This is a genomic window from Pedobacter psychrodurus (assembly GCF_032678585.1).
GTDB classification, from domain to species: domain Bacteria; phylum Bacteroidota; class Bacteroidia; order Sphingobacteriales; family Sphingobacteriaceae; genus Pedobacter; species Pedobacter psychrodurus_A.
In genome coordinates, this window is the sequence record NZ_JAVTSN010000005.1 from 49,637 (window position 1) to 67,402 (window position 17,766).

Annotated in this window: 15 protein-coding genes; 9 read left to right on the top strand and 6 right to left on the bottom strand. The window is 40.8% G+C overall.

Translation table 11 applies throughout. From position 1 onward, the window contains the following. Window positions 1-12 precede the first annotated feature (12 nt). Both R2S57_RS04665 and R2S57_RS04670 read right to left on the bottom strand, forming a co-directional pair. Complete coding sequence (locus R2S57_RS04665) at window positions 13-2,091, bottom strand: sugar-binding protein (protein WP_316824170.1); 2,079 nt, start codon at window positions 2,089-2,091, stop codon at window positions 13-15. Between the two features lie 268 nt (window positions 2,092-2,359). Further along, on the bottom strand, window positions 2,360-2,692 hold the full coding sequence (locus tag R2S57_RS04670; protein ID WP_316824171.1) for a LytTR family DNA-binding domain-containing protein: 333 nt from the start codon (window positions 2,690-2,692) through the stop codon (window positions 2,360-2,362). An 850-nt stretch (window positions 2,693-3,542) separates the two neighbouring features. Between R2S57_RS04670 and R2S57_RS04675 the strand changes: the two genes are divergently transcribed. Beyond that, window positions 3,543-4,259: a sulfite exporter TauE/SafE family protein gene (locus tag R2S57_RS04675; protein WP_316824172.1), complete on the top strand. Its 717-nt coding sequence runs from the start codon at window positions 3,543-3,545 to the stop codon at window positions 4,257-4,259. Between the two features lie 1,060 nt (window positions 4,260-5,319). Continuing rightward, window positions 5,320-6,300, top strand: a complete 981-nt coding sequence (locus R2S57_RS04680) for an AraC family transcriptional regulator (protein ID WP_316843939.1) — start codon at window positions 5,320-5,322, stop codon at window positions 6,298-6,300. Here the strand turns inward: R2S57_RS04680 and R2S57_RS04685 are convergent. Genes R2S57_RS04685 through R2S57_RS04700 form a run of 4 tightly spaced genes read right to left on the bottom strand, consistent with a single transcriptional unit; the run spans window position 6,281 to window position 9,427 of the window. Further along, window positions 6,281-6,631, bottom strand: a complete 351-nt coding sequence (locus tag R2S57_RS04685; RefSeq protein ID WP_316843940.1) for a transcriptional repressor — start codon at window positions 6,629-6,631, stop codon at window positions 6,281-6,283. The genes R2S57_RS04680 and R2S57_RS04685 overlap by 20 nt on opposite strands. Before the next feature lie 13 nt (window positions 6,632-6,644). After that, the gene (locus R2S57_RS04690) at window positions 6,645-7,541 is read right to left on the bottom strand and encodes a heme ABC transporter ATP-binding protein (protein WP_410479065.1); all 897 of its coding nucleotides are present in this window, start codon (window positions 7,539-7,541) and stop codon (window positions 6,645-6,647) included. After that, the gene (locus R2S57_RS04695) at window positions 7,542-8,585 is read right to left on the bottom strand and encodes an iron ABC transporter permease (protein ID WP_316829116.1); all 1,044 of its coding nucleotides are present in this window, start codon (window positions 8,583-8,585) and stop codon (window positions 7,542-7,544) included. It abuts the gene before it with no gap. After that, the gene (locus tag R2S57_RS04700) at window positions 8,585-9,427 is read right to left on the bottom strand and encodes a hemin ABC transporter substrate-binding protein (protein ID WP_316843941.1); all 843 of its coding nucleotides are present in this window, start codon (window positions 9,425-9,427) and stop codon (window positions 8,585-8,587) included. Before R2S57_RS04700 ends, R2S57_RS04695 begins: the two co-directional genes overlap by 1 nt. Before the next feature lie 326 nt (window positions 9,428-9,753). Between R2S57_RS04700 and R2S57_RS04705 the strand changes: the two genes are divergently transcribed. The 7 genes from R2S57_RS04705 to R2S57_RS04735 all read left to right on the top strand — a co-directional run bounded on the left by R2S57_RS04705 (window position 9,754) and on the right by R2S57_RS04735 (window position 17,739). Continuing rightward, a complete protein-coding gene (locus R2S57_RS04705) occupies window positions 9,754-10,482 on the top strand; it encodes an HmuY family protein (protein ID WP_316829114.1) in 729 nt (242 codons plus the stop codon). A 5-nt stretch (window positions 10,483-10,487) separates the two neighbouring features. Beyond that, window positions 10,488-11,246 carry an HmuY family protein gene (locus R2S57_RS04710; RefSeq protein WP_316843942.1) on the top strand — a complete coding sequence of 253 codons (759 nt, stop codon included), beginning with the start codon at window positions 10,488-10,490 and terminating at the stop codon, window positions 11,244-11,246. A gap of 30 nt (window positions 11,247-11,276) precedes the next feature. After that, entirely contained in the window at window positions 11,277-12,242 is a 966-nt protein-coding gene (locus tag R2S57_RS04715; protein ID WP_316829112.1) for a hypothetical protein, read from the top strand. A gap of 77 nt (window positions 12,243-12,319) precedes the next feature. Continuing rightward, on the top strand, window positions 12,320-12,913 hold the full coding sequence (locus R2S57_RS04720; RefSeq protein WP_316829111.1) for a hypothetical protein: 594 nt from the start codon (window positions 12,320-12,322) through the stop codon (window positions 12,911-12,913). A 160-nt stretch (window positions 12,914-13,073) separates the two neighbouring features. Beyond that, window positions 13,074-14,051, top strand: a complete 978-nt coding sequence (locus R2S57_RS04725) for a hypothetical protein (RefSeq protein WP_316829110.1) — start codon at window positions 13,074-13,076, stop codon at window positions 14,049-14,051. Between the two features lie 52 nt (window positions 14,052-14,103). Beyond that, entirely contained in the window at window positions 14,104-15,333 is a 1,230-nt protein-coding gene (locus R2S57_RS04730) for a S41 family peptidase (protein WP_316843943.1), read from the top strand. Window positions 15,334-15,378: 45 nt separating this feature from the next. Beyond that, complete coding sequence (locus R2S57_RS04735) at window positions 15,379-17,739, top strand: TonB-dependent receptor (RefSeq protein ID WP_316843944.1); 2,361 nt, start codon at window positions 15,379-15,381, stop codon at window positions 17,737-17,739. The last annotated feature ends 27 nt before the right edge of the window (window positions 17,740-17,766 follow it).

The window sequence follows — 17,766 nt, forward strand, 5'->3', positions numbered from 1 at the left end:
GAATGGATATGATTATAAAAGATAAATTTGTGCACCATAAAAACCATAAATGGGGTTAGGCCCATAAAAACCTTCGAATGAACTGCCCTTATCCGATCTGTAATGCAACTGATATTTGCCTTTTTTGAGATGTATACTGTTGTCAACAAAAAAAGAAGGCATGCCCTTGGAAGCAGGGGCCGACATTTTCCAGATAATTTCCCCAGTCCGGGGATCTGTTATCCAACATTTATCCTTTGTTGTAATACCGGCAGGGTTTTTACAGTTATCGGTTACCTGTACAAAAAAATAAATATATTCATTATCATATAGGGTTTTGAATCTGGCTGAACTATCGAAGGCCGACGCTTTTCCTATATAAGGAGTGTTTACGGTTGAAAAGTCTGCCATCTCCCAGATTTTATCCATCACCCCGTCTATCAATGGTGCTGCATTGGATCTTATACAATAATTTTTTCTTGGATCACCGGCTTTTCCTTTCTCTGAAAACATAATCTGCCCGTACTTAGAGGCATCATTCCAATATTCATCAGATTTGACCACCCATGAAACCATACTTTTACGGTAATTTTCATCAAGGTCACTGTCACCTATGAAAATGTTTGCGCCAAGGCTTTTCTTTCTTAAGGACCTACCATATACTGACTTCCAGGGAATCCTTGCCTCTAAAGTATAACAGGTATCATTTGGGTCACTGAAGGCAAACTTTATCCCCGGATCCAACAGGGAACTGTCTGGGAACTGCCTATCTTTTATGCCACTTACCGTTTTAAGTCCATAGTTGTACTGGAAAAGCCGGAGATCTTCATAGCTGATCTCATCAGGAGGAACGTTTTTGTTAAGATAGATCTGTATATGGTCATAATTTTCGGGGCTGGTAATATAATCATCCTTGGTAATCACCTGTCCCGCCCCAAAAAACCGGACAACCGTATCTGCGGTGATATTAAAAGGGATAACAGCATCCAGGTTATCAGGCACGTAGTTGATTTCTGCCAGGGGTGATTTATTTACATATGCCGTTAACGGAGAATTATCCAAGGACCTTTTATAGATACCATACAGCTTATCCGCTTTACGGATACTGCCATATTTTTGCTCGAACCTCGCATAGGCGAGCAGTTCCCTTGTGAGAAAAATATAGCCTTCCAGGTTTTTCACCCTGGTAAATGCCGATGTTAATCCTCCCTCCCCCTGGTCATAGTCGATATCACCCACTTTCCCGGGGAGGAATAGGTATTTAAGTATTACGAGTGCCATGGGGGACTGTAGCAGGTCTTTTTTATGGAGAAAATCCGTTTCCAGCACATCTATTTTATCATAAGCAATGGAAATGAATAAATCCCTGTCCGGTGATTTGAATATAAGGACACTCTTTCCCGAGACCGTAAAGGATTTCCACAAAAGTGTTTCCCGGTGGAACTTGAATACATTCCAGCCGAAAAAACCAACAATATTTCGTGTATACCAGGTAGGCGACAGATTTTGGATTGCAGTATCCCTGTAACTGTATTCTGTGAAAGCGTCGTCGAAATAATTTGATACTAAAAAAGCATTTTCAAAGAGTGACCTGAGATCCTGTTTTTTTTCCAACTTCAATGTTGCCCGAGTGAACTTATCCAGCAGATCGCCGTTTTTCGTACCTACCGATGCGATCGTGCTGCGGATTGTGCTGTTCATCAATGGTATGCTATCAAAAAAAGGGGAAATGCGGTCCGCTTTGATAAAAACCAGATCACTGACCGTCAGTGAATCTGGTTTTAGGGAAGGAACAATTTTTTCCAGTCCTGTTCCAGCGTTTATCTGATTATCTTTCATCATCCTGTTAAGTAAGACCGGACCTGAAAAATTAGTGATAATGTCGTTATATGCATTTGGATCCAACTTCAGTCCATCATCCGCAAAGCGGGAATACAAGATGCGGTCATGGTTGCAGATAAGATAGGAAAGACCGGTAATATGTAAATCGCCGGCTGTTTTCATAATCGCCGGAGCGAGCCTGCCGATGCCATCCTTGTCTTTTTTGCAGGATAGCAGCATTAAAACACTTAAAAGTGCGATGAGGACATGTTGCTTTTTTTGATGGGGCATTTTAAATGGATTGATGATAAATAAAGTGGTATATCTCCAACGTCTGCATTGTTGAAAAGGCAGGTGAAATCTGTTTAAGGTCTGGTTACCGGGAAAATTTTAGCAATTTTAATATGTCAGATCAATTGATAATCTGTCCTGTTTTCTCCATCAATTATGGCTGAAAGACTGTTTTTTGCTTAAGGGTTCCAAAGGATCCGGGCGGAAGCCGAAACAGCATTATTTCCGCTCTGACAGCCAGCTAATATTATCGAATAAGATTTTTATACTATAGCACGGCCATACCATCAGAGATCATGTTTACAAGATTTGCAAGCGAAGTAGTGTAGGGGATACATTCACCACCATTGAGTTCCACATGCTTGTTTTTTTTATCAACGAGTTTGATCGATTCTCTATTGATCAGATAGGATCTGTTTACCCTGATAAATGAGGTACCCTCGAGGGCTTCGGATATTTTTTTAATAGATCTGCACATTACCAACTCTTCACCTGTATTCAGAAATATGCTGGTATAGCAGTTGTCGGATTTGCAAAAAGTGATATCAGAGTGTGCAATAACACGGAGTGAGTCGTGAGAGTTAACAATTAATTTTTTCATAGCTTCATTTAGATTTTCCGTTTACCTGCTAGTATCAGCGCTATAATTAAGGGAAGTAGATAACTTTGATATCTGGTCAGGTCGCCCCGTAAAATGTACATGGGGGGTACGCTAAAATAGACTGAATAAGTAGCTTTAAAAATAGATATTTCGGGCAAAAAGATGGATTATACAATCATTTTTTTAAATACAATTTTGTAGTTGATATACGGCGTTCCAATAATTTATTTTCCGGATATGAAATAAGATTTTCAAAGTGGAAATGCCTGTGCCATCACCGATGAGGGCACTGAATGGGCATTTCGGCAAAAAGGCTGCCCGTTCCGCGTTTAAGCTGTCACCCCATTCCGCTTTAAAGTGGTTCTTCTTCATTTTTGGTCTGCGATCCGTTTACACCGAAACTGCTGAGACAGCAGGAAAGTGTAGAACGCTTGATGCGTTTAACGGTAGTTCTGTATTGGTGTGATTCCAATCTCCCGGGTATCAGGATGAAGCATAACCCACATAGATATGGCTTGACGATCACATCTATGCAAGCTTGGGTAAAAAGGTGGTAACCGGAAGTCCGATCTGGAACCTCATCGAGCAAAGTTGAATAAGATTTAGAGAGAAACCTGTGTTCGACTCATTGTAATGAGGAAATAGCGAAAGGGACTGATTATGCTAACAACGCTTTTAGCCTAAACTTCCTCTATTTCGGAACTGTTTTTTAATATTCGCGCTGCAAACCTATATGGTCTGCACTTTTTATCTAAACTAAGGCTTCAGGATTGTGGCGCTTTCTTTATAACTGACACCATTCATAGTAGACTAATGTCTCATCTTCGGATAGTTCTATTATACTGCATTATTGAGCTTTTGGGGGAGTTTTACGCATAAAAAATCGTATTTTTATAGGAAATATGGAGTTCATTTATTTATACATTTTATTCCGCTAGAGGTTGCTGTTCCCTTGTCTGTTTTGATTTCAATTTTGGTTGCCTTTGTTGTGGTTGTACAGGATCATAGCCAGATACATTTTAACAGCGCCAAATGGTTGATCATTTTTGCCATTTTAGGTATACCGTTTGGCTTGCTGATTTTAATTTATGGCAATGAGTTCTGGGTGAAAATCGGTTTAGGGCTACTGATTGTTTTATATGCGTTATATGCCGTTTTTGGCAAGAACGCGCTTTCCCTTAAAACAGATAGTAAGCCATGGCTTTTTATATGCGGTTTTTTATCGGGGGTATTGGGTGGGGCATATGGGGTAAATGGACCACCTCTTGTTGTTTACGGAAATATGAGGAACTGGAGTGCCAAACATTTCAGGGCAACGCTCCAGGCTTATTTCCTACCGGTAAGTTTTATAGGTGCCATCGGGTATTCTGCGAAAGGGCTGATTACCTTGGAGGTGCTGAAATATTTTTTGACCTCCTTGCCTGCTGTTTTTCCAGCAATATTTTTAGGGCGCTATCTTAATCATCAAATTAGCGGAGGTACTTTTTTTAAGTATGTCTATTTCGGGCTTATTGCGATTGGTGTCTTTTTGATTGTGAATACTTTGCTAACGGGGTATGCTGCATAGAAATGGTTTCTAGTTTATGACCTTTTGTGATTTTGATCAAATCCTTTTCTTGTGTGGGCAACTTGCCGGCTACCCGCTATTTAGGCTTCCCGGCATTATTCACTGGCAGGTATCCGCTTTTATCCCTGTTGCTAGGGAAAAATGTTTTGATAATGAGTTAGATCGAAAGGGGGGCGAATTTTTCGATATTAAATCTAATTTCTCAGATTCTATAACTTTTAGTGGAGTGCTCATTTTGCGACTGATCCGCAGAAAGACACCAGTTTTCTTAATACTTGTGCCGAATGAATTTAGCACAGAAATCCCAATAACAACTGTACCAGGATTTTGTATCTCCAGGAGCTTCAGAAGGGTCGGATGAGATATGCCAGCCTTCAGAAACTTCTTTTATAAAGCCATTATTCAACAGAATCTCCCGTTGGGAACGGCTCGGGATTTCCTTTGTATGGATTCCTTCCGAGCCATCTTTCTGAAGTTTTTTTAGTGTTTATAATGCTTCTGCAAATTTTTCCTTTGGTGTCGCCATTGCCTTTTAATTTGTTCTGATGATATTCTAGCCAGTCTATTAAGACCTAATGCATTAACATCTCCTGCTTTAGAGTTCTTGCTTCGTTTCTAATAAATGCAATAACATCAATTAGATTTTTTTATTGTTGTGTAGTTTGTGGTTGTGCTATTTCTATTGTTTTTAGTTGTGCTATTTATATTGTTTATTGTTGTGTTGTTTCTATTGTTTGTTGCAAATGTATGGTTATTCTCTGTTTATTTTCCAATACCTTTTTATTGAATTTAGCCGATTATTCTTCTTGTATTGGCAATTGCTGAAATTATAAAGAAGAAGAAACCAGGTTATAAACCTAGTGGTAAAATTTTCATTCAACCTATTATGAAAAACCCAGTTTATATCAGTTTGTCCCGTCCTAAATTTAATTGTTAAAGTACTGGGTTCTGTTCACATGATTTTCCACGAATAGAACTATATAAAGTTTCTTATTTAGAATTGATATAAATAATATTACTATATTTGTCTAATCTATGATTAATATTAATTAACCGGAAAATGATTGTAAAGGCAAGAATAGAGCATCAGAAAGATTTTCTGTTCATGGAAGAGATTCCAGATAAGTATGTTCCCGATCACCGATTATCCGAAAAATCAATTACCATAAAAGATGCCCCTGTGGGGATCAAAAATTATCAGCTCTCAACAAATGGTCTGTTTTTGGTGCATTCGGAAATGAAATTCGATGGTCCGGCCCGCATCCTCACCGAAGTAGAAGGTGAGGCCATTACCAGCCAGTTTATTTTTAGCAATAAAAACAGCTCAAATCCCAACGGCAAACAATCGGCAAAATACGGGCGCAGCCGGCATAATATCCGTTATATACCTTCTGCCAAAGAAGCTTACGATGTTAAACCCGATGTAGAATTTGTTTATTTCCTGATCGTTTTATCAAAGGATTATTACCTGCGTTTGGTTGATCTTTATTCACCACTGCACGAGCAGTTTGTACAGGAAATGGAAAAAGGAATTTCGACATCTTTTGCCGAACACGATCTTTTTATGACGCCCGAAATGCGCAGATCCATAGAAGCGATTATTTCTTGCAGACAGGATGGCGAATTAAAACGCCTTTTTACCGATGCCAGGATAACCGAGCTGATTATGTACCAGTTGGAACAATTTAGTCAGCATATACAGGGAGGCAGGGAATCGCTCCTCGACCGTGATATCCCCAAACTGGAAGAAGCCCGCGAGATTTTAGAACGCGATTATATCGATCCGCCAACGCACAAACAGCTTTCTAAAATGATCCTGCTCAATGAGTTTAAATTGCGTACAGGATTTAAAAAATATTTTGGCAGTACCATTTACGATTTCGTAACCCGGTTACGGATGGAAGAAGCCAAACGGTTGATTTTGGAAGAAGGTAAAAACATGTACGAAGTTGGTGTTAATATCGGTTTTAAACACCAGGCCAGTTTTACCAATGCCTTTAAAAAATATTACGGTATATTACCTAGTGATGTGCGGCTCTGATCTTGTAAAGGATTAACCGCGATCCAGCACTCTGTGCTTCGGCTATTCCGGCCGCTTCCATTAGTTTGAGGTTGCTGTACACACAACCGATGCTGATGGGCATTTTATCTTCTTTAAGCATCAGCCAAAGTGATTCGGGATGGGTAAAATCGCTTACTTCCAGTAATTTAAAGGCGATCCATAATCTTTTTTCCGAAAATAACAGGCGTTTTAACCTGCAATAATCGTTTATGGTTTTTAAAATGGTTTCTTTAAAGGCATCGGTACAGGCCGATTGAGGTAGCTGGCTGATACTTTGCGCGGTATTGAATAGTTTTTGAATGTTTTTCATAGTTAGCGGAGATTTAAATCTTTACGGATTGGAGGTTAATTAATTCATCGGTTTCGGTAGTTTTTAACTTATAAACGGGTTGGTGGAGCACTTGCAGGTTGGAATTGAATTTTGCTGCATCCAGTTTAATTTCTTTCGGTACAATAACAGTTTTCAGGCTGCTTTGGTCGGTATAGGCCTGTGCATGGATGCCAAATGCCGTATATATGTGTTGTGGAGTAAGTACCTGTACCGGGGTACCGTCCCACCATTTCCGCCCATCTTTTAAAATAATGATCCGGCTGGCATATTGCGCGGCAAGGTTAACCTCGTGCAGTACCACAATAATCATATAGCCTTTTTTTGCCATCGCAGCAGCAATAGCCAGGGTTTGGTGCTGAAACTGAAGATCCATGTTATTGGTTGGTTCGTCTAGAAGCAATACAGCATCTTTATTATCCCACAACTGCGCCAAAACCCTGGCCAGGTGCACCCGCTGTTGTTCACCACCCGAAAGGCTTAGCATTGATCGGTCGGAAAGATCGGTTAAACCGCATAGTTTCATGGTTTCGAGTAGTGCTGTTTGGTCGTTTTTTGCTGATGAGCCACTTTTTAAACCATATCTGCCCATCATTACCACTTCTTTTACAGTAAAGGCCATCGAAATGGGATTATGTTGTTGCAGGTAAGCCCTCTTGGTAGCCAAAATTTTCCGGTTATAAGCCGCAAGGTCTTCCCCATACAGCATAATACGTCCGGTATCGGGTTTTCGTTCGCCCGAAAGCAAACGCATCAGGGTTGATTTACCCGCACCGTTTGATCCTAAAAGCGCAACCATTTCGCCCGGCCTGATACTGAATGAGATATCTTTTAACAGCGGCCTGTTATTTAATTTATAGCTGATGGATTCTACTCTAAGCATAACCGGTATTTAATTAACTAATTTCTTTTTGTCTTTAATGAGGATATATAAAAATATGGGTGTACCCATTAAAGCAGTAACCACGCCGATAGGCAATTCGATGGGCTGAAAAATCAATCTCGACACCATATCGGCCAGGGTAAGCACCAAAGCCCCCATTAATGCCGAAACCGGAAGCACAAAACGGTGATCTACACCGCCCAGCAAACGCGTAAGATGGGGGATAAGCAATCCGATAAAGCCGATAATACCCGAAACGGCTACAGAAGCCCCAACGGCCATAGTCGCTAGTACCACCACCAATATTTTGATGCGGTTGGGGTTTAGCCCGATCAGTTCTACCTGACTTTCGCCGATGGCAAATAAATTCAATCCCCTGGATAGAAAAGGGAGTCCGATTATGGGTATAAGCACAAAAGGGAACAAACAGCTTACATTTTGCCAGGTAGCACCACCCAAACTGCCCATCATCCAAAAGGTAATGCTGCGGAGTTTCTGCTCGTCGGCCAGATAGGTTACCAGTCCGGTTAAAGCCCCTGCCATGGCATTAATGGCAATACCTGCAAGAAGCATGGTTGAAACATTGGCTTGCCCGTTTACTTTCGAAAGGTTATACACCAGCATAGCGGTAATGCCTGCACCGGCAAAAGCACCAAAAGCCAATAAATAATAACCCAATACCTGACTTAGGCTCGAAAATAACAAAGTCTCGAAAGCAATAATCAATACCGCCATTAAAGATGCTCCGGCTGATATACCTACCAAACTCGGTTCGGCCAAAGGATTCCTGAATATGCCCTGTATGGCTGCGCCGGATATGCCCAGTGCAGCACCAACCAGTACACCCATTAAGGTACGCGGTAGCCTGATCATCATGATTACGCCTTCATTTATTCCGTGATTTGTACCACCAAAAACAGTAAAACCCATGGTATGGGTCAGGGTATCGATTACTTCTTTTAAAGGGATGCGCATGGCGCCCAGTGCAAGGGAAAAGCAGATGGAAACCAGTAATCCTGCACTCAGGCAGGTATAAATAACGGTTCTTTTCATTATAAAATACGGTTATTTAATGTTTTAATGGCTTCGGGTAAACGGTTGCTGAAGTTGATGAGCAATGGTCCGTTCATTTCTACTATCCTTTTGTTTTTTCCTGCATTGGTATAAGCTACGCCGGGGAGGTCTAAAAAGGCTTCCTTGCCACCTAAACTGCTTAACCCAAAATCGAACATCAGAATGATATCCGGATTACTTTTAATCAGCGCTTCAGTGGTGTAGGGTTTAAAATCGCTGAATTCTTGTATGGCATTTTTACCCCCGGCCAATTTAATAATCGCATCAATACTGCTGCCTTTTCCGGCCACGTTCATGGTGCCCACACCCCGGGCATAAATAAACAATATTTTCGGAGTCTTATTTCCCTTTTTTAACTGGCTTAAAGTGCTATTAACGCTGTTCTCTGTTTTTTGTGCAAGCTGTTCACCACGGTTTTTATCACCAATGGCTGCGGCAATCTGCCTGATAAATTTCGTAGCCCCTTCAACCGAAAATTCCTGGCGGATGCTCACCACCCTAATGCCGAGTGACTTAAACTGATAGAGGTTTTCTTTAGAGAAATCGCCTTCGGGTACCAAAATAAGATCAGGACGGAAAGCGGTAATGCTTTCTACAGAGAACGACCTGTTGCGGCTCACTTTTGGTAATCTGTTAATTTCTTCGGGCGAAACACTGGTTACATCGGTAGCTAAAATACTTTTACCGTAACCTAATGCATTTACCGTTTCGCTAATGGCACTGCTTAGGCTAATAATACGTTTCGCCTGTGCGGCCGCTTGCTGCAGGATAAGGGAAAAAGAAAGAGTAACTAATATAATGTAATGTTTTTTTATACTCATGTAGGCTTTGTTATCGGGACAAAAAAAGTGTTTAATTAATCTAAATACAAGTATTTGAGCCTCGTTAGGAATTTAGCCATAATGTATTTTTTTGAAGAAAGAGTTACTGATATAGTTGGTTAACAATCTTATAATCATTTATTTGATGAGTTTTATGTAAGATTTAATTAACCAATTTGTGCAAAATAGAGACTAAAAAAATACGCTTTGAACAAAAGAAAATACGGATTGCACAAATTAAAATACGGATTGCACAAACCATTTATGGCGCTTAATATGGATGTTTGCAGTGTTCTTATTTAGAATGATTAAAAATAATATCCGTAATGAAGTACACAAAATACACTTGCCGGTTCAATAAAAAAGCGATTACTGCTGGTCTTTTGCTTTTAACGGTCGCTTTTGGTGGGTGCAAGAAAGATGAACTGGATCCGAATGAAGTTTTACAGGATGGCAAAAGTGTGGTAATTACCGATCTTGCCGGCGATACACAGGCCGCCATGGGCAGTGGAACTCCTGGTAAAGAAGTACGTCCGTTTTATACTTTTCTTTTCCGCTTCAGGGATCAGAAACAGATCTGGATCCATAATGCAGCCGATTCGGCACAGTGGCTGAAAACAAAAGACTGGGATTTAGCTTTCACCGGTCCTTACAACAGTGAGGTTTATGTTAACGATAAAGATTATCAGTACAACCCTGGTTTCGGCGGAACAGCAAAAAGCGCAGTATTACAGTTGGAACAAATTTACGATACGGTTAACCAGGCACCATCCGATCAGGCCTTTAATGCCAGTGAAGTAACCAAAATAGGCTGGGCATCGTCTGCAGCATCAAAGGGATGGTTTTTTTATAGTCTCAATACCCACATTATGCAGGCTATCCCCAACCGCACCTACGCCATCAGGTTGCCCGACGGCAAATACGCCAAATTACAGTTAATCAATGCTTACAAGGGCAATCCGCCTAGTGTTACCGATTTAAACTGGCCTGCGCCTTATTACACCTTTAAATATTATGTACAGCAGGATGGTAGCAAAAACTTACAGACCAAATAAAGAAGATGAATAAATCAATTACCATAAACAAAAACCTGGTTAAATGGGCATTAATCTGTTTTGTATTCATAGTACTTTTCGCCAGTTGCAAAAAAGATGAAATTGTTGCGCCCGAACCTGAAAAGGAAGTACCTACCAAAACTGAAGGTGGTACACCATACTTTAAGCTACAACGTATAGAAAATTTAGCTGTAGAAACGGATGATGCAAACCCCACCGTGCCACCAACAGCTGTATTATTCAGTTTAGAAACTAAAGCAATTGTTCCTTTATTATACGCTAAAACCAATCGTTGGGATATCTGCTTTAGCGGACTTTACAATAGCTTTTTAAGCAGTAATAATGGTCAGTCGAGTACTAGCCTTGGCGCCGGAAGCACAGGTACAGGTGCGATTACCATCATACAAAAACCATTTGATCAGGTTACCGATATACCGACAGACGGCACATTGAGCATCACTAAAACCATTGGTACCGACGATGAAGGAGATTTTGGTGAAGGCATCGGTTGGTACCTCTATGATTTTGGAGGAACAAAAAGAGGGGATGGCAGTTACGATAAACAGCATGTGGCCTACGCCATGCCCGAGAAAAGAACTATAATCATCCGTACTGCCAAAGGCGATTATGCCAAGATCAAAATGATCAGCTGTTATAAGGATGCTTTTACGGCCGATAAATGGTTCAGGACCACCCCACACATGTATTTCACTTTTGAATATGTAATTGTGCCAAAAGGAAGTACAAAATTCGAAATCAAATAAGCTCACAAATAAATCAATACAATCATTAAAATGAAGAATAAATTAACGCAACTGCTTTGTATTATATTAACAGTTGCCACGCTTGCCGCCTGCAAAAAAACAATTGGTTTGGATCCGCTTCCTGCAAATAAAATCACCGAATTTAAGGTTGCCGTATCGGATGGAGATATTTTCGGGGCCATTGATGAAACCGATAAAACCATTACGCTCTATCTGCCATATTATTACGAACTGGATGTAATAGAGCCTGTAATCAAACTTTCGGCCGGGGCTAAACTCAAAGAAGCCATTGCTCCGGTAGAAGTTTTGGATACCAAAAAGATCTATACTGTAATAGCTGCCGATCAAAGTACCTCAACCTATACACTGATTATTAAATTAAATCAGGAATCGCCATTGGTACTAACCGAACTGTCAACGGCTACCAATACTGCTAACATTGCCATAGGTGGTGCAGATATTGCGCTTCAGGGCAATTTTAATGTTTCGGATATCAAAAAGATCAAGGCATATCTGGTAGATGCCAACAATAAAGAATACGAATTTTTGCCCTCTCCATCATTTGGCGCTCCGGCAGTAACTGTTTCTATGATAGGCAGCACTAAAACTTATACCTACGGGCGGTTGATGGCTCCACAGACATTGGAGCCGGGCGCTTACAAAATCAGGGTTAAGGTACAGGCTTTAACTGCAGAAATGAAGAATCCTGTAAATGTAGTTTTTGGCAGATCAGGGATAAACTATGGTCCGGTAACCGCTAAACAGGGTGAAACCTTTAAAATTGTAACCACCACAACTGTATTTAACGATTTTAAAGAGTTCTACATCATGGTAAACGGGCAGAAAACGCTTTTACCAATTGTATCCTACAACAGAATAGAGGCGGTAATCCGGATTCCTGAAACTGTGCCGCCAGGCGTATATACACCAACAGCAGCATTTGGTACCTGGCCATTGCTCACACTAAACTGGGCCGTTACCGTAACTGCTAAATAACAACCTATACCATTGAAAAACGATTCGGGAGATTATTCCCATTTATATAAAAAATCATAAATCTTAAAAAAATGAAAATGAAATTTTTAAAACTTACGTTTGCAATTGCAACTTTAGCCATATTAGGAACCGCCTGTAAAAAAGATGCTGCTCAACCAGACAATAAACTTGCTTTACAGAATACCCAGGCAGTTATACCTGTAGGCGGTACACAGGCAGGCGTAGTAACCAATTCGTCTACTTCTCCAACATCCTGGACAGCAGTTGGCTACGATTTGTTAAATAATGCACCATCAAGTACTACTAATCAGGTAAACTTCGACAATAACTTTGATGGAAACATCACTGTGGTTGGAACCTACCAATTGGGTTACTATGATTCTGCAACCATCACCGATGTAGCGAACATTACATTAACAGATGTTGCAAGTGTTACACTAGGAGGTATCAGTACTTTAGGAATCAACAATTCTGTTCCGGCTGTAACGGGTTGGTACGATTACGACAGAACTTTCCGCACCATTACACCTGTTGCTAAAAGATATGCACTTGTAGGTAATAACACTTCTGTTTCTGCCTCAACACAACTTTATGCAGTTCAGCTTGATGGGGTAACCACTTCTGGTACTTACAATACCACTGTTAATTTCCACATCAAAAGATTGAAATAAACAAACCTTCAGTTAAAAAAAGAGCGATACCACTAATACCGCTCTATAAATCATAAATACCCAAATTAAGGGGATAATCCCCGAATCGTTTTAAAAATATCAGCCTTTGGTAAGACCATATTTGCGGGCTTTAAAAATGCAAACCTAACAATAATAGATTATGAATACAATATATAAACGCTTCTCTGCCAGTTCATATTATCTTTTTCTTTTATGCTTATTAAGCATATTTAGTTCCTGTAAAAAGGAATACGAAGATTTTCCTTATACCGACATTGTAAGCTTTACAATAAAAGATGCAGCCGGAAATCCGTTGAAAGCGGTAATAGACGAAAAGAACCTCATTATATACTGGCCATCCAACCAGGCAGTGCCAGATAATATTGTGCCAGATATTGTATTATCTGAAAGGGCAACGGTTAGTCCGGCTTCAGGACAAAGCATAGCTTTTAAAGAAACAACCAAATTTGTGGTAACTGCGCAGAATGGTGCCACTAAAGAATATCTGATTAAAAAGGTAATCAATCAGCCGTTACTTAAAATAAATGTAACCGGCGGGGTTTTAGTTTACAATACAAAAAATTACGCGTTAAGGGGGAATAACATCGCTATTGGTGGTGATAATATCATTGCTGATAAGAATCAGACAAAGGTTTACCTGATCAATACAGCCGATAATACTGAAAAAGAGCTTGCCATCGGAACAATTACCCCAATTGCCATAAATGTAACTTTGGGCAGCACAACACCGGATGGCATTTATAAATTGAAGGTTGTTTCCGGACAACGAACTGTTATTATAGAACGCACTTTTGGCATATCTTCTGGTTTCCCGCGTGTAAGCCTGGAAGAAATAGCTGTTTTAAAGAAAACCTTTAAACTCGGGGAAGAATTTACATTAAACGGCACAAACAGGATTGAACAGCTCACTAAGTTTACCATCCGGAATCTGGATAATCAACAGATTTACGAACTTCCGATTAAAGAGGCGAAAACAGGTCAATTAACTTTAAAAGTACCAGAAAACTTGCCTACCGGTCAGTACGACCTTTATATCTACAATTTCCCTGGTGGAGAGTATTATGCGGCAGGCTCAGCTTTTGGCTACTTTGATGAGCTGATTACGATCACAAATTAAGGAAGTGAAGCACAACTTAAAAATATATACCACGCTCTTAACGCTGATTCTAATGGGAACCTCTGCTTGTAAAAAGGCACAGGTTTCTGTTGATGATGCGGACGAAATTATTTCGCCAACAACGGGCACACGCAGTCAGTTTACGCTCGATTCTATCTTTTTGTATGCGAAACAGGTATACCTATGGAATGATGCGTTGCCAGGTTATGCCGAGTTTAACCCAAGGCAAAAATATGTAGGGATCGGTTCCGATATTACTACTTTTAGGAAGGAGCTATTCGATATTTCGCAACTTAAAATAAACGCAGCTACCGGGAGCCCCTACGAATTGCCTGTTTATTTCGAAAATCCAAAATATTCTAATCTGCAGTTGGGGAGAAGTATTCCCGGAAGTACCGCAGGGGTAGGAATCCCGAGTACAGCCGTGCTTACCAGTAAAATAATTCCAAGTGGAAATAAGACTGTCGCTTATCTGGCATTGGGTTCATTCCCTTCATTAAGCAGTAGTAAAGCGGTATTAGATCAGGCCTTTGCCGAACTCGCAACTGCCAATCCAAAAGCTATTGTAATCGACCTGCGGGGCAACGGCGGTGGTTATCTAGAAACTGCAGAATATGTGGCGGATTTAATTATACCAGCCAGTTTGAATGGTAAGGTGATGTACAGCGAGGTATTTAACCCGGCCATGCAGAACGGTACTGCTGCTATACTAAAGCATCAACCTTATTTAGATGCCAATGGGAAAATGGCTGTTTACAATGGGCGTAATGCCACCATGGCCGATGTAGATTATACCATAGCGGGCAATACCTATAAATTCAATAAAAAAGGAAGTTTACAGACTATTGAATCCGTTTATTTCATCGTTTCGGGTAATACCGCGTCGGCCAGCGAAATGCTGATCAGTAGCTTGAAACCCTATTTCGATGTCAAACTCATCGGAGAGAAAACCTATGGCAAACCTGTAGGCTTTTTCGGCATCAACATCGATCAGTACAGTGTTTACCTGAGCAGTTTTTTAATTAAAAATGCCAATGGCTGGTCGGATTATTTTACGGGCATGCAGCCTGATGTTGCCGTAAAAGGTGTAGATAACCCGGTTCTGGGGGATCCAACCGAAAGTTGCCTCAGTGCAGCCTTGGAACTCATCAATGGAACAAAAAAACTGGCTGTAAGCAAACTGGCCACAACAGATAAAATTACAGTCAATAAAACAGATCTTCTTCTGCTAACAGGTGTAGAAAGTATCATGTTTGAAAACAGATTAAGATTAAGAAGATAATAGGAAAAAGGTTAAAAGCCTGATTCTGAAGCAATAAAAGTAAACATGTTTAAACTATCCGCTATCATATTTTTCCTTGCATTTTTTCATCTAAACGTTACCGCACAGGATTATGGAAGTTTAAAAGGCACGGTTAGCGATGAACAGGGTAAAGCTTTACGCGGTGCAACCATACGCCTGGAACCTGACGGACATACCACTGAAACTGATGCCAAAGGTAATTTTGTTTTCAACAAGATATTTGCAGGTAGTTACAGTATTACGGTAACCATGGTTGGTAAGGCCAGTTACCAGAATAATATTAAAATTGGTATAGCTGCCAATAACCTGATCATTAAATTATCAGGCGATGAACTCGAACTTAACGAGGTTGCCGTATCCGAAAACCGTGCTGCCCCGGATAACCTGATGAAATTAGAGCGCAGCGCCATGCCTGTTACCGTAATCAGCAGGCGCACCATCGAACTGATGGGTAGCAGAAGGCTTGATGAGGTATTGAAAGAACAAACCGGGATTGCGATTGTAAATAACATTGGCGGTGGTGCCCGGTCAGTAGGTGTGCAGATGCAGGGTTTTAGCAGCGAATACGTGATGATTTTAATTGACGGGCAACCCATGGTTGGTCGCAACAGCGGAAATTTTGATTTATCCAGGATCAGCGTTTCCAATATCGAACGGATCGAAATTATTAAAGGTGCATCTTCCTGTCTCTTCGGAAGCGAGGCGCTCGGCGGGGCGATTAACATCGTTACCCGCTATGGCGCTTTACAGCCACAGGCACTTATCGCAGCAAATTACGGGAGTTTAAACATTGCCGATATTACCCTCGAAGGCGAAACACCATTCGCTTCACAAAGGGGATCGGCCAATATTTCTGCCAATTATTATCGCACGGATGGTTTTAATACCAATCCAAAATACATTCAGCAGGGGACAACAGCACCACCTTACGATAATTATGCATTGCAAGGCAGGCTGAGGTACCGTTTAACACCAACAAGTACACTTGGTTTTAGCGGCAGGTATGGGTTGAGGAAATCGTTTATGGCTAAAGATTTTGGTTTGGGCATTATTTCCGGCGATAGTCAGGATGAGCAGGATTTAAACCTTTCGGCCACTTTTGATCATAATTTCAATTCGGGATTGCGCAGCATGAGCCGTTATTATTTTACCAATTTCCGGTCCGATCAAAGTGTAGACTGGCAGCAAACGAACAGCAGCATTACCAAAGATGTTTTTGTGCAGAACCTGCACCGTTTCGAACAGCAATTTGCTTATGGTATCAGCGATGAACTTAAATTTACGGGCGGTTTAGGTGGCAGTATCGAAACCATGAATGATGTGTCACTCACTAATCCGGGTTCGGTAAGTACCGGTTTTGCCTTTTTGCAAGGTGATTGGCAGCTGAACAAACAATTGGGATTGGTTGCGGGCCTGCGTTACGATTTAACCAATGCCTACGGTAGCAAACTGAACCCTAGTTTAGGTTTACAGTATAAAATTGTACCTGGTTTAACCTTTAAAGCGGGAGCCGGAACTGGATTTAAAGCGCCAGATTTTAAAACGAGGTACCTTGTTTTTTATAATCCGGCCGCCAATTACCTGGTCATTGGTAACGAAGTGTTAAGACAAACGCTAAACCAGCTGGATCAGCAGGGGCAGATCAGCGAGATCAGACAGTTTTTATTGAATCAGCTCGATCAGAATTTGCAGGCAGAACGGAGCACTTCGTTAAATTTAAGTTTCGAGTGGAAACCTAAAGATAATGTAAAAGTAGAGGCAGGCGTATTTCACCACAGCTTACGCAACCAGATCAACAGCATCCAAGTGGCAACAGGTAGTGGAAACCGGAATATTTATACTTATCAAAATCTTCCTGAAGCGGTAAATAAAGGTATAGATGTATCGTTTGCCGTGAGTCCGCTTAAAAATTTAGAATTAAGTGCGGGTTATCAATACCTGATTGCGAAAGACCTCAGCGTAATCGACAGCATTAAGGCTGGTCATTATCCTTATAACCAAAATATCCACGATCCGGCAACAGGAAATTCTTATGCGCCAAAACCTTCAGATTATTGGGGAATTGAAAACCGATCACGTCACATGGCTAATTTTAAGGCATTTTATAACTATCGCCCATGGGATGCCAGTTTAAACATCCGCGTAAATTATAGGGGCAAATATCCATTCGGCGACCGTAACGGAAACCAGTTTATCGATCGTTACGACACCTTTGTAAATGGCTTTTTTATGCTCAATGCCGCTTTCGAAAAAAAACTGATGAAACAGCATTTAAGTATCAGGCTTACGGCCGACAATATTTTAAATTATACCGACCGGTTAATGCCCGGTCAGCCGGGGCGTGTACTGCTGGCCGGATTAACCTATCGTTTATATAAAGATTAATTATTCAATCACCATAAATTACAAAAC

Excerpts from the sequence above, each read along its gene's own strand:
- R2S57_RS04665 (WP_316824170.1), bottom strand. The coding sequence starts at position 2,091 with ATGCCCCATCAAAAAAAGCAACATGTCCTCATCGCACTTTTAAGTGTT.
- R2S57_RS04670 (WP_316824171.1), bottom strand. The coding sequence starts at position 2,692 with ATGAAAAAATTAATTGTTAACTCTCACGACTCACTCCGTGTTATTGCA.
- R2S57_RS04680 (WP_316843939.1), top strand. The coding sequence starts at position 5,320 with ATGATTGTAAAGGCAAGAATAGAGCATCAGAAAGATTTTCTGTTCATG.
- R2S57_RS04685 (WP_316843940.1), bottom strand. The coding sequence starts at position 6,631 with ATGAAAAACATTCAAAAACTATTCAATACCGCGCAAAGTATCAGCCAG.
- R2S57_RS04695 (WP_316829116.1), bottom strand. The coding sequence starts at position 8,585 with ATGAAAAGAACCGTTATTTATACCTGCCTGAGTGCAGGATTACTGGTT.
- R2S57_RS04700 (WP_316843941.1), bottom strand. The coding sequence starts at position 9,427 with ATGAGTATAAAAAAACATTACATTATATTAGTTACTCTTTCTTTTTCC.
- R2S57_RS04705 (WP_316829114.1), top strand. The coding sequence starts at position 9,754 with ATGAAGTACACAAAATACACTTGCCGGTTCAATAAAAAAGCGATTACT.
- R2S57_RS04710 (WP_316843942.1), top strand. The coding sequence starts at position 10,488 with ATGAATAAATCAATTACCATAAACAAAAACCTGGTTAAATGGGCATTA.
- R2S57_RS04715 (WP_316829112.1), top strand. The coding sequence starts at position 11,277 with ATGAAGAATAAATTAACGCAACTGCTTTGTATTATATTAACAGTTGCC.
- R2S57_RS04720 (WP_316829111.1), top strand. The coding sequence starts at position 12,320 with ATGAAATTTTTAAAACTTACGTTTGCAATTGCAACTTTAGCCATATTA.
- R2S57_RS04725 (WP_316829110.1), top strand. The coding sequence starts at position 13,074 with ATGAATACAATATATAAACGCTTCTCTGCCAGTTCATATTATCTTTTT.
- R2S57_RS04730 (WP_316843943.1), top strand. The coding sequence starts at position 14,104 with ATGGGAACCTCTGCTTGTAAAAAGGCACAGGTTTCTGTTGATGATGCG.
- R2S57_RS04735 (WP_316843944.1), top strand. The coding sequence starts at position 15,379 with ATGTTTAAACTATCCGCTATCATATTTTTCCTTGCATTTTTTCATCTA.